The 12,327-nt window shown below is 56.4% G+C and carries 12 protein-coding genes; 7 read left to right on the forward strand and 5 right to left on the reverse strand.

The genetic code is table 11. The features are described 5' to 3' along the window. The 3 genes from ACSEXW_RS20465 to ACSEXW_RS20475 are packed head-to-tail and all read left to right on the forward strand — an operon-like array spanning position 1 to position 1,860. On the forward strand, positions 1 to 855 hold the full coding sequence (locus ACSEXW_RS20465) for an ABC transporter ATP-binding protein (protein ID WP_438448031.1): 855 nt from the start codon (positions 1 to 3) through the stop codon (positions 853 to 855). Next, positions 848 to 1,498, forward strand: a complete 651-nt coding sequence (locus ACSEXW_RS20470) for an ABC-2 transporter permease (protein WP_438448032.1) — start codon at positions 848 to 850, stop codon at positions 1,496 to 1,498. Before ACSEXW_RS20465 ends, ACSEXW_RS20470 begins: the two co-directional genes overlap by 8 nt. Next, positions 1,495 to 1,860 (forward strand): GntR family transcriptional regulator, encoded by a 366-nt coding sequence (locus tag ACSEXW_RS20475; protein WP_438448033.1) that lies wholly within the window; start codon positions 1,495 to 1,497, stop codon positions 1,858 to 1,860. The genes ACSEXW_RS20470 and ACSEXW_RS20475 overlap by 4 nt, the downstream gene beginning before the upstream one ends. A 48-nt stretch (positions 1,861 to 1,908) precedes the next feature. Here the strand turns inward: ACSEXW_RS20475 and nspC are convergent, their stop codons facing one another. Further along, the gene (gene nspC, locus ACSEXW_RS20480; protein ID WP_438448125.1) at positions 1,909 to 3,045 is read right to left on the reverse strand and encodes a carboxynorspermidine decarboxylase; all 1,137 of its coding nucleotides are present in this window, start codon (positions 3,043 to 3,045) and stop codon (positions 1,909 to 1,911) included. A gap of 11 nt (positions 3,046 to 3,056) precedes the next feature. Continuing rightward, entirely contained in the window at positions 3,057 to 4,259 is a 1,203-nt protein-coding gene (locus ACSEXW_RS20485) for a saccharopine dehydrogenase family protein (protein ID WP_438448034.1), read from the reverse strand. Positions 4,260 to 4,659: 400 nt separating this feature from the next. Here ACSEXW_RS20485 and ACSEXW_RS20490 point away from each other — a divergent pair, with 400 nt between their 5' ends. Continuing rightward, complete coding sequence (locus ACSEXW_RS20490) at positions 4,660 to 5,184, forward strand: hypothetical protein (protein ID WP_438448035.1); 525 nt, start codon at positions 4,660 to 4,662, stop codon at positions 5,182 to 5,184. 97 nt (positions 5,185 to 5,281) lie between these two features. Here the strand turns inward: ACSEXW_RS20490 and ald are convergent, their stop codons facing one another. Together ald and ACSEXW_RS20500 are read right to left on the reverse strand one after the other, a co-directional pair. Beyond that, positions 5,282 to 6,412: an alanine dehydrogenase gene (ald, locus tag ACSEXW_RS20495; protein ID WP_438448036.1), complete on the reverse strand. Its 1,131-nt coding sequence runs from the start codon at positions 6,410 to 6,412 to the stop codon at positions 5,282 to 5,284. Between the two features lie 151 nt (positions 6,413 to 6,563). Continuing rightward, entirely contained in the window at positions 6,564 to 8,237 is a 1,674-nt protein-coding gene (locus ACSEXW_RS20500; protein WP_438448037.1) for a PucR family transcriptional regulator, read from the reverse strand. 181 nt (positions 8,238 to 8,418) lie between these two features. Here ACSEXW_RS20500 and ACSEXW_RS20505 point away from each other — a divergent pair, with 181 nt between their 5' ends. Continuing rightward, the gene (locus ACSEXW_RS20505; RefSeq protein WP_438448038.1) at positions 8,419 to 8,802 is read left to right on the forward strand and encodes a TfoX/Sxy family protein; all 384 of its coding nucleotides are present in this window, start codon (positions 8,419 to 8,421) and stop codon (positions 8,800 to 8,802) included. A 132-nt stretch (positions 8,803 to 8,934) separates the two neighbouring features. Here ACSEXW_RS20505 and htpG read toward each other — a convergent pair whose 3' ends face one another. Continuing rightward, positions 8,935 to 10,806: a molecular chaperone HtpG gene (gene htpG, locus ACSEXW_RS20510; RefSeq protein WP_438448039.1), complete on the reverse strand. Its 1,872-nt coding sequence runs from the start codon at positions 10,804 to 10,806 to the stop codon at positions 8,935 to 8,937. A gap of 157 nt (positions 10,807 to 10,963) precedes the next feature. Here htpG and ACSEXW_RS20515 point away from each other — a divergent pair, with 157 nt between their 5' ends. After that, complete coding sequence (locus ACSEXW_RS20515) at positions 10,964 to 11,614, forward strand: histidine phosphatase family protein (RefSeq protein ID WP_438448040.1); 651 nt, start codon at positions 10,964 to 10,966, stop codon at positions 11,612 to 11,614. A gap of 33 nt (positions 11,615 to 11,647) precedes the next feature. Beyond that, positions 11,648 to 12,265, forward strand: coding sequence for an NUDIX hydrolase (locus ACSEXW_RS20520; RefSeq protein WP_438448041.1), 618 nt, complete (start codon positions 11,648 to 11,650; stop codon positions 12,263 to 12,265). Positions 12,266 to 12,327 lie beyond the last annotated feature (62 nt).

Genomic DNA, 12,327 nt, shown 5'->3' on the forward strand with positions numbered 1-12,327 from the left:
ATGCTGGCTTTAGACATTCGCAATATAAGCAAGAGCTATCCCCATTTTCAGCTTCAGGATGTTTCGTTCCAGTTGGAGCAAGGCTATATCATGGGCTTCATCGGCTCCAATGGCGCAGGTAAGACCACCACCATCAAAGCGATCTTGAATATGCTTCATCTGGACGGTGGTGAGGTTCACATTCTGGGTAAGAGCATGGCGGAGCATGAACTTGAATTGAAGCAGCAGATCGGATTCGCTTTCGGCGGCGTGGACTTTTATAAGCAATACAGAATAAAGGCGCTGACCGATGTAATCAAGAGGTTCTACCATCATTGGGACCAGGAGACCTATACTCGATACTTGAGAAGATTCCATCTCGATGAGAATAAGAAGATCGTGGACTTATCGACGGGAATGAAGGTCAAGTACAGCTTGGCCCTCGCCTTGTCCCATGGTGCCAAGCTGCTTGTCTTCGACGAGCCGACCAGCGGGCTTGATCCGGTCGCAAGAGACGACCTGCTGGATATTTTCCAGGAGCTTGTCGTGGACGGCGAGATCAGCATTCTGTTCTCCACTCATATCACCTCGGACTTGGAAAAGTGCGCGGATTATATCACCTACATCCAGAACGGACGTATTATTCAGAGTGCTGAGAAGGAAGAATTGAAGGAGTCATATCGCCTCTTAAGCGGCAGCGAAGAAGAACTGAGCCAGGTCAAGGACCGGCTGATCTCCTACAAGACCCATTCCTTCGGCTTCACGGGGCTGATCCGTTCCTGTGACTTCGATCCCCATACCGGGATCAAGGCCGCTACACCCAGCCTGGAGGAAATCATGATTTACTTCTCGAAGATGGAGGATGCTCATGTATAACTTACTGATCAAGGAATTGAAAATAGGTGTGCACTGGCTGAATTTCGTCCTACCCCTCCTGTACGGCGCCTTGATGCTTATTCCGAATTGGATCTATCTGATTGCCATGATGTACTTCTTCTGGATCACCATGCCCAACCTCTTCGCTCAGTACCGGGCGAAAAACGATATGCTGTTTACCGCGATCCTGCCTGTGACCAAGAAGGACATGGTGAAGGCCCGAATATCCGTCATCGTCATCCTGGAATGCTTGCAGATCGTGGTCGCCATGATCTTTGGCTTTTTCACCTTTCGCCTATACCCCCACACGGACTACGTATTCTTCGCGCCGCACATGGGCTTTTGGGGACTATGCCTGATCATGTTCGCCCTCTACAACCTCATTTTGTTCCCGATGTTTTACAAGACGGCCTATAAATACGGCCCCGCGCAGATCACGGCGATAACGGTTGTTCTCACGTTTGCCACGCTCATCCAATGGGTGGGCATCGCGAACGCCAAGGTGTCCGACTTCTTCAACGGCTCCGGCCATACAGCGCTTCATGGGGCTATTCTGGCAGGAGGAATCGCGTTCTATCTCGTCTTCACCTGGATCGCCTATCGCATTTCAGTCCATCGATTCCAGCGTGTGGAAATTCAATGAAAATCATCATTTCGAACACTTCGGAAAAACCGATCTATCAACAGCTCTTCGAACAGATCAGCGCTCAAATTCTCAAGGGCGAGCTGGCAAGCGGCTATTGCCTGCCGCCCATTCGCCAAGCCGCTCACGAGCTTCGCATTAGTATCATCACCGTCAAGAAAGCTTGGGAAGAGCTGGAGCGCAGCGGCCTGATTCATACGATTACGGGCAAAGGGTGCTTCGTGGCCGAATTCTCCCCGGAGGAGCGGCAGCGAATACGAGATGAGATGGTCTTGAGGCAAATGGCGGTGGATGCTGCCTATTACAAGTCGTTCGGTCTCACTGTCGAGGAAGTGATGGAGCTGATTCGGAAGATTTATTAGACGTCAAAAAAGCCCGCCCGGCATCAAGCCGGACGGGCATTCGTATCTCTAGGACAAGCGCGAGCTGTAGTCCTCGAAGTGGAACTCTCGAAGGACCTTCACTCCGTCCTTCTCATTATACGTTGCGATAGCGGGAAGATTCACGCCGTTAAACATGTTGGTCTTCACCATGGAGTAGATGGCCATGTCCGTGAACACCAGCCGGTCGCCCGGCTTCAGAGGCTCCTGGAAGGAGTAGTCGCCGATCACGTCGCCGGCCAGACAGGTCAGGCCGCCGAACCGGTAGGTGTGCGGGTACTCGCCCGCTTCCCCGGCACCGATAATCTCAGGCCGGTACGGCATCTCCAGCACGTCGGGCATGTGGCATGCCGCGGAGGTGTCGAGAATGCCCAGCTGCATCCCGTTCTCAACGACGTCGAGGACGGAGGCCACCAGGAAGCCGGCATTCAGCGCGACCGCTTCGCCCGGCTCCAGGTAGACATGAAGCGAGTATTTCTCCTGCAAGTAGTTGATCAGGTTCACGAGACGGTCCACATCGTAGTCCGGACGCGTGATGTGATGTCCACCGCCCATGTTGAGCCACTTCATCTGGTGCAGGTACTCCCCGAACTTCTCCTCGACGACGCGGACCGTCCGCTCAAGGGTATCGGAGTTCTGCTGGCACAGGGTATGGAAGTGAAGCCCGTCGATGCCTTCCAGCTCCTCCGGCCGGAAGTTGGCGTAGGTAACGCCCAGGCGGGAGTGCTTGTAGCAGGGATCATAGATCGGAGTCTTGCCTTCGGAATATTCCGGATTGATGCGGATGCCGCATTCGATCTTCTTGCCGGCTTGCTGCACCTTCGTCTTGTATCTCTTCCATTGGTCAAAGGAATTGAACACGATATGGTCGCTGTAGCGGATAATCTCATCGAATTCGGAATCCACATAAGCCGGCGCATAAGTGTGCACTTCCTTGCCCATCTTCTCGAAGCCCAGCCGGGCTTCGAACAGGGAGCTGGAAGTGACGCCCTTCAGGTACTTTCCCACCAGCGGATACAACGCATGCATGGAAAAACCCTTTTGAGCCAGAATAATGCTGCAACCGGTACGTTGCTGGACGGAATCCAGGATCTCCAGATTGCGCGTGAGAAGTCTCTCATCCACAAGGAAGCAGGGCGACGGCAGGGAGCTGATATCGATGTTCAACTCGTTCATGGTCAATCGTCCAGCAGCACGGGCGAGAGGCTCTCTTGCCACGGCAATCCGTATTTATTCAGAGCGTCCATGAACGGATCCGGATCGAACTCTTCCACGTTGTACACGCCGGGCTTCTTCCAGATGCCCTTCATGATCATCATGGCGCCGATCATAGCCGGAACGCCGGTGGTATACGAGATCGCTTGGGAGCCGACCTCCGCATAGCACTCTTCATGCACACATACGTTGTACACATAATAAGTCTTCGGCTTGCCGTCCTTCACACCTTGGATGATGCAGCCGATGTTGGTCTTGCCCTTGGTGCGCGGTCCCAGAGATGCCGGATCCGGCAGGATCGCCTTCAGGAAGTGAAGCGGGATGATCTGCTGGCCTTCGAACTCGATCGGCTCGATGGAGGTCATGCCCACGTTCTCCAGCACCTTCAGATGGTTCAGGTAGTTGTCGGAGAAGGTCATCCAGAAGCGGATCTTCTTCAGGCCCTTGATGTTGACGGCCAGGGACTCCAGCTCTTCATGGTACAGCAGGTAGATGTTCTTCGGTCCGATCTCCGGCAGGTCGTAGGTGCGCTTGACGGACAGCGGAGGAGTCTCGATCCACTCGCCGCGCTCCCAGTAACGTCCATTCGCGGTGATCTCGCGGATGTTGATCTCCGGGTTGAAGTTGGTTGCGAACGGATAGCCATGGTCGCCTGCATTGGCATCCACGATATCGATGGAATGAATCTCGTCAAAATGGTGCTTCTGCGCATAAGCGCAGAATACGCCCGTAACGCCCGGGTCGAAGCCGCTGCCCAGGAGGGCGGTGATGCCGGCCTGCTCGAACTTCTCGCGGTAGGCCCATTGCCACTTGTATTCGAACTTCGGAGTTTCCGGCGGCTCGTAGTTGGCCGTGTCGACGTAATGGACTTTGGTTGCCAGACAGGCATCCATAATGGTCAGGTCCTGGTAAGGCAGAGCCACGTTAATCACAACGTCCGGCTTAAAATCATTGATCAGCGCGATAATGTCTTCCGTCTTATCGGCGTCAAGCTGGGCCGTACGGATCTTGGTCGGACCTCCGGCCAATTTATTCTTAAGTGCATCGCACTTCTCCACGGTTCTGCTGGCGATACAGATCTCCTCGAACACGTCCGGGTTCTGACAGCATTTATGAACGACTACACTGGCTACGCCGCCAGCGCCAATAATGAGCGCTTTCCCCACTTCCATTACCTCCACATTCGGAATCCTTTAGCAAACAGGATGATTATACAGAAAAACTCGGAAAAGTTCAATTAAAATCGACAAAAATCATGACTTCCTTGCAAAAGTACATAATACTTTTAGAAATGCTCTGAAAATCACCGAAATGCTTCGTATTCCAGCATTTTTCACGAGGCATGTCAGGGCTGTGGAAAGGCCGATTTTTTACTGACTCCAGGTCAATAAACGCCGTAATTCCTCTATTATATCCTGTCTGGCAACCGGAAATCCCTTACCTGATCATACCCGCCGGCATAGCTGGCGGCTTCATGAACTTTATTAAGAAGATTTAACTTTTCAGAGATATTTATAGTCTAATAATCAGTGCCTCTATAGCTATCCCAATATGGAGATGATTAGGGTGTTTCCCTTAAAGAAAATGATGCTGCTCATGCTGCTAGGCGGTTCTCTTGTTGGCTGCTCGAATGATCGCGCCGCATCCGAAAACCAACCTTCATCCCCGGCTCCTCATAATCCAGATGTAACTTCATTGAATGTTACCTTGCCGCCACAATGGCGTATGAGTATCGAATCAGGGAGACATGCCTTCATTTTGAATGTGAACGACGAGTTCATCGGTGATATATCTGCGATGGATTATGAGCAGGATTTTGATTTCAAACATGTCAAACCTAACCATAGTACAGTGAGCAAAGAAGAGTCTATTGATATCCCCATAGGCAGTTGTACTTTATTTACATTAGATGCGGATAACGGAACCGCCGCTTCAGGGTTAACTGGAACCCATCATGTGTATTATGGGATCATCCCGATCGCCCATAAAACGATCTATGTCATAAGTTATACCATGAACGATCAGACCCCAGAGACCAAACAGCAGTTTACCCACCTATTGAACAAAATGAACTTTAAGTCTTCTTCATGAGGCGTCTTTCTTGTGGTCGAATAGCGTAAAAAACCTCCTGCGGAAAGGATATTCCGCAGGAGGCTCGCTCGCTTCTACTATATATATGTGGCGGCGCTTAGACGGATACTTTGCCATTCAGGACGGAGTGAATGTCCGTGTAGGGATAGCCGTGGGCCTCAGCAACCGCCTTGTAGGTCACCTTGCCGTCGACTACATTGATGCCGCGGGCGATAGCCTTGTTGGCAAGAGCCGCTGCGGCATAGCCCCGATTGGCGATCTGCAGGCCGTAGCCCACGGTCACGTTGGTCAGTGCCAGGGTCGAGGTGCGGGCGACGGCGCCCGGCATGTTGGCCACGGCGTAATGGAGCACGCCGAACTTCTCGTAGGTCGGCTGATCGTGGGTGGTGATCCGGTCGATGGTCTCGATGGAGCCCCCTTGGTCGATGGCCACGTCCACGATGACGGAGCCCGGAGCCATCCGCTCCACCATCTCCTTGGTGACGAGACGCGGCGCGCGGGCCCCCGGAATAAGAACGGCGCCGACGACGAGATCCGCTCTGCGGACCGCTTCGGCCAAGTTATAGGCATTGGACATCAGCGTCTTGACGCGGCCCTGGAACAGATCGTCCAGCTGGCGCAGCCGGTCCGCGCTGATATCGAGAATGGTTACTTCGGCGCCCATGCCGACGGCGATCTTGGCCGCGTTGGTGCCCACGATGCCGCCCCCCACGATGGTGACCTTGCCGGGCTCCACGCCGGGAACACCGCCCAACAGCACGCCCTTGCCGCCATTGGCCTTCTCCAGGAACCGGGCGCCGATCTGCACGGCCATCCGTCCGGCCACCTCGCTCATCGGCACGAGAAGCGGCAGGCTGCCGTTATCCGGCTGAATCGTCTCGTAGGCGATGGCGGTCACGCCGCTGTCCACCAGCGCCCGGGTCAGCTCCGCTTCCGGCGCCAGGTGCAGGTACGTGTAGAGGATGAGCCCGTCGCGGAAATACTTGTACTCCGAAGGCAGCGGCTCCTTCACCTTCACGACCATCTCCGCGGACCATGCGGTCTTCGCGTCCGGTACGAGGACGGCTCCCGCTGCCGCGTAGTCTTCATCGGCAAATCCCGAGCCGAGTCCCGCTCCCGTTTCCACCCATACCTCGTGGCCGGCCGCCTTATAGGCAGCTACGGAGCCGGGGGTCATCCCGACCCGGTTTTCATTGTTTTTGATTTCTTTGGGCACCCCTATGATCATCGTCAACACCGTCCGTTTCTTGGTATTAGATTTCCTCTTCTACCATTAACTATACGGATGCGGAAGACGGGTTGCATTGGACACCGTGTAAGGGAAACCTGTCACCGTCTTTTACAAGCCTCGATTTCATGTTAGATAATATGACATACACCTATGATTCGGAATCATCCGCATGCAGCAGCTGGTATGCCCGAAGCGCCACCTGAAGCGCCAGACGGTTCTCCGTCTCCATATAGCCCGGTCCCAGCAGCTCCGCAATCTTATCCAGCCGGTAGTAGAGCGACTGCCGAACGATGTACAGCTTCTTCGAGGCCATCTGCTTGGACCCGTCGTAATCCAGGTACACCTTCAGGGTTAGCAGCAGTTCCCCGCCCTTCTGGGCATCATGCTCGATGAGCGGCCCCAGGTACCGGTTCACGAAGGCTTGCAGCCTCTCCCGGTCCGAGACCTGGAAGATCAGCTGGTACACCCCCAGATCATCGAAGAATAGCACGGACTTGCCCATACACGGATGCAGGGTCATCGCCTGCACAGCCTCTTGATAGCTGGCCGGTGCGTTCATCAGCCGGGCCTGGGGCTTGCCGACCCCAGCCGTCAGCTTCACCTGCTGCAGAAGCTCCTCCTCCTTGCCATCCAGCAGCTGCCCCAAAATATGCCCCAGCCTGCCCTTAGCCGGGCTCTTCGGATACAGATCCGCCGCCACGATGACGAGGCGGTTGTTCTTCACCGTCATCAGCGGATGGAAGGAGGCCTGCTCCAGCCGGGATCGGAGCAAGAGGGACAGATGGATGCCGATGGACTCGGCCCCCTCCTCTCCTCCCTCCGCTTCTAGATCGCCCCGGTGCTCGAACTCCACCACACAGACCTGGCAGCCTGCACCATGCAGCCTCTTATAATGAACCCCGAGAAGAGACTTCAGCTCTTCCTCATCCCGGAGCCTCCCGTTCAGAAGGTCCTCCACCCACAGGTTCTCCGTGTACATGCGGCGCTCTTCCACATACCGCTTCCGCAGGAGATCCTGGGCGGCCCACAGGGAGGCGGAGTCCAGAATCAGGCTGTCGAATTCCTGCGGCAGCCGATCCTTCATGGCCATCGCCACGTACCCCCAGATCCGTCCCAGCGCCCGGACCGGCTGCAGCATCACCGACCACTCCCCATGGGAGGAGTGATAAGGGAAGGTGTCCGACCCACCGGCCGTGCCCTGCCGCTCCCCGACGCAGCGGGTTACAGCCTCCAGCAGCTCCTTCTGCCGGGCTGCGGGAAGGACCGGCACGAAGCTCGGCGCCCCCTGCACCGGCACATATGCCACCTGGTTCCCGGTGCTGACCTGCAGGAGCTTCAGCACCCCGGCCAGTCCCTGGGAGCCCAGGCTCAGATGGTGGAACTTCCTTGAGATGATCTCCAGTTCCTGCAGCATCCGGTGGTGCCGGTTGATGATCAGGGAATGGAGATCCTGGGTAATATCCACGAAACGCACCGCCCCGGGGAACACCAGGAGCGGAAAGTCATGGGCATTGGCTGCCTCGATGAGCTGGTCGGGCACCTCGAAGAGAGAGTGGCCCAGCTCGATGCAGAGACAGGCGGCATGCTGCTGGATCAGCTGCTCCAGGTAACGGACCGAGAAGCCCACCTCCCTGCTGAAGGCAATGCCCGTGGTAAGCACCAGCTCCCCGCCGTCCATAAGCATCTCGAAATGGGAGACCTCCACGATATGAACCCAGCGTACACGGCGGTTCAGACCTTTTTCTCCGGCCAGGATGCGGACTCCCTGAAAGAGAGGCCTCTGCAGCACCTCGGCCACTGTCAATTTAAACTCCGTCTCCACCGTTCCTCACCTCATATGCTAATAGTACCGAATCCGGCGTGAGACGTATAGTAGGTTATCTTCCACCAAAAGTGACATATCCCGCAAAACCGCCGTCGAAACGTCCCGTCTCTCGAAAGTTGCAATGGGATTCATCATCCCTTATGCTGGGCATAAATCGATTACCAGGGGAGGATGCCGCATGTCTTTTCCACGACCAACGCCGGAGGCGAGAGCCTTCTTCTCCTTGGTGCTGCCCGGTGACCCGCATATCCAGATCCGTCCCATGTTCGGCAATTGGGGAGCCTTCATCAACGGAAACATGTTCGCGGGGCTGTTCGGTGATGACCTCTTCGTGCGTCTGCCTGAGACGGAGCGCCGGGAGCTGCTCGATACAGAGGGCACTTCTCCGTTCGCCCCTATGCCGGAGCGACCCATGAGGGAGTACGTGGTTCTGCCCGCAGCCTGGAAGCAGGAGCCTGAACGGATCTCCGCCTGGCTCCAGCGCTCCTTCGACTGGGCCGAGACCCTCCCCGTGAAGCTGCCCCCCAAGAAGAAGGCCGACACCCCGCCGCGGCGGCCGTAGCGGGTAGTCCGTGGCGGCGGACGTGCGGTCCGTCGCAGCCGCTTGCACAGCAAAGAGGCACGGTCCCCAACCAGGGGCCGTGCCTCTTCTATGAATAGCGTCGCGAATCCAGTGGGGTCGCGGCGGCTTTTTTTAGACCATGACCTTGCAGATATCGTTGGTGAACTCCACCGGATCCTGGATCGGCAGGCCTTCGATCAGCAGCGCCTGATTGTACAAGAGCTTGGTGTACAGGCTGAGCTTCTCCTGGTCCTTGCCATGGGCGTCCTTCAGCGATTGGAATACGTCGTGGCCCACATTGATCTCGAGAACCTTCTCCGCCTTCACGTCCTCGCTGCCCGGCATGGCGCGGAGCACCTTCTCCATCTCGATGGTCAGCTCGCCCTCGGTGGTCAGGCACACCGGATGGGACTTGAGCCGCTTGGAGGCACGGACCTGCTTGACCTTGTCGCCCAGGATGGACTTCATCGCCTCGAACAGCTCCTTGTTCTCCTCCGCATCCGCCTCGTCCTTGGCTTCCGGCTCGATGCCCAGGTCTCCGCTCGACACGTTCTTGAACTCCTTGTCCTTGTACTTCATCAGCATCTTGATGGCGAACTCGTCGATGTCGTCGGTGAAGTAAAGAATCTCGTAGCCCTTATCCAGCACCAGCTCCGTTTGCGGCAGCTTCTCGATGCGCTCCGCGGATTCCCCGGTGGCGTAGTAGATGTACTTCTGGTCTTCCGGCATGTTCGCCACGTATTCGTCCAGCGTAATCCACTTTTTCTCCTTGGAGGAGGTGAACATCAGCAGATCCTGCAGATCGTCCTTGTTCATGCCGTAGTCGCTGTACACGCCGAACTTCAGGGTGCGGCCGAAGGCCTTGTAGAACTCCTCGTACTTCTCGCGCTCGTCCTTCAGCAGGCTGGCCAGCTGGCTCTTGATCTTGTTCTTCAGATTCTTCGCGATCAGCTTCAGCTGCTTGTCATGCTGCAGGAGCTCCCGGGAGATGTTCAGCGACAGATCCTCGGAATCCACCATGCCCTTCACGAAGCCGAAGTAGTCCGGCAGCAGGTCGGAGCACTTCTCCATGATCAGGACGCCGTTGGAGTACAGCTCCAGCCCCTTCTCGTACTCCTTGGTGTAATAATCGAACGGAGTGTTCTTCGGGATGAACAGAATCGCCCGGTACACCACCGACCCGTCCACACTGATATGCATATGCTTCAGCGGCTTGTCGAAGCCGTAGCGCTTCTCGTTGTAGAAGTTCTCGTAATCCTCTTGGGTCAGCTCGTTCTTGTTCTTCCGCCAGATCGGCACCATGCTGTTCACGGTCTCTTCTTCCACCGTGTCCTCGTACTCGTTCTCCGTGCCTTCCTTCAGCTTGGACCGCTTCATGTCCATCTTGATCGGATAGCGGATGAAGTCCGAGTACTTCTTGACGATGGACCGGAGCCGGTACTCCTCCAGATACTCGTCGTACTGCTCGTCCTCGGTATTCTCCTTGATCTTCAGCGTAATCTCAGTGCCGACCGTATCTTTCGCCGCCGGTTCGATGGTATAGCCGTCCGCCCCCTTGGAGCGCCATTCGTAGGCTTCCTCGCTACCGTAGGCCCGGGTCACGACGGTCACCTCGTCCGCCACCATGAACGCGGAGTAGAAGCCGACGCCGAATTGGCCGATGATGGTGTGGTCGTCCTTCACCTCGTTCTCGCTCTTGAAGGCCAGAGAGCCGCTCTTCGCGATGGTGCCCAGGTTGTTGTCCAGCTCCTCCTTGGTCATGCCGATGCCGGTGTCCGTGATGGTCAGCGTCCGGTTGGTCTTGTCCGCCGTAATCTTAATGAAGTAATCCTCTTTATTAAAAACCAGCTTGTCGTCGGACAGCGCCTTGTAATACATCTTATCGATGGCATCGCTGGCGTTGCTGATCAGCTCTCTTAAGAAAATTTCCTTGTGGGTGTAGATGGAGTTGATCATCATCTCCAAGAGCCGCTTCGATTCCGCCTTGAACTGCTTTTTCGCCATGATCGACAGTCTCCCTTCCGTTCCGAACGTATATTAGCACTCCTTTACATCGAGTGCTAACTCCACATTTTTTATATCATATTTTCATTTTTCGTGTCAATGTTCGGACCGAAGATCTGCTAAGATGAAATTAACAATTCTTAGGAGGACACCTTCCATGAAAGTTCATCTGATCCGCCATGGCGAATCCATGAGCAACGCGGGCCTGATTGACTCGAGAGACAGCACGCTGTCCCCGCTGGGAGAACAACAGGCTTCGTTGACCGGCGAGGCCCTGCAGGGAGCGGGAATCGAGCTTCTCTTCTGCAGCCTGATGGACCGGGCTCTGCACACGGCTCAATTGATCTCTCAAGCAGCGGACATTCCGGTGCGCATCTGGTCCGACCTGTGTGAGCTGGGCTACTGCTATCAGGAAAAAGGACTGCCCCGCTCCGCGCTGGAGCGCAAATATGCCGGCCTCCCGTTCCCGGACGAAGCCGATGAAGAGGGCTGGGCCCGCCACCGGGAGGGCGAGACCCGGGAGGAGACCTTCGTCCGCATGAAGCCCGTCGCCGACCGGCTGCTGGGGCTGTGCAGAGAAGGCGCCCACGCCACCGTCGCCTGCGTCATACACGGGCGATCCGGGAATGAGCTGATCAAGCACCTGCTCCGCGTTCCCTTCGAGTCCCCGTTCACCGTGCACCACGGCAACTGCGGCATCACCACCCTTCAGCTGGAGCCGGAGTACACCCATGTTCTGGCCGTGAACGATCTGCGCCATCTGAGCGCACTGCGGACGGACGGGCCTGCCGCCGCCCAGTATACCTGAACGGGTTTATTACAATATGGAGGTTGATTGCAGATGAACATGCGCTGGCTGGATTGGGCCAAGCAGATTCAAGCCATAGCCCAGACGGGCTTGGCCTATGGACGGGACGTCTACGATATCGAGAGGTTCGAGCAGCTGAGAGAGCTGAGCGTGGAGATCATGAGCCACTACACGGAGGTCAGCCCCGAGAAGCTGCGGACAGCCTTCGCTTCGGATGAGGGCTATGCGACGCCGAAGGTGGACATCCGGGCGGTCATCATCGAGGACGGACGCATCCTCATGGTCAAGGAGAAGGCGGACGGCGCATGGTCCCTGCCCGGAGGCTGGGCGGACATCGGGCTGTCCCCGTTCCAGATCGCCGCGAAGGAGGTTCGGGAGGAGGCCGGGTACGAGGTGGAGGCCGAACGGCTGCTTGCCGTGCTGGACAAGCAGTTCCATAACCATCCGCCGGACGCCTTCCACATCTATAAGCTGTTCATCGCCTGCCGGATCGTAGGCGGCTCCGCCTCCGGGGGCACGGAAACCTCCGAGGTCGGTTTCTTCGGTCCGGAGGAGCTGCCCGAGCTGTCGGTCAGCCGCAATACGGCGGAGCAGATTCACTTGATGTTCCGGCTGTATGCGGATCCGGGCCTGCCGGTCGTATGCGACTGAACGTCCCATAATAAAGAGAGGCATACCGGACAGGGAACTTCCCTGCCGGTATGCCTCTTCTT

The sequence above is a fragment of the Oryzibacillus soli genome (genome assembly GCF_051594765.1).
Taxonomy (GTDB): Bacteria; Bacillota; Bacilli; order Paenibacillales; family NBRC-103111; genus Paenibacillus_AR.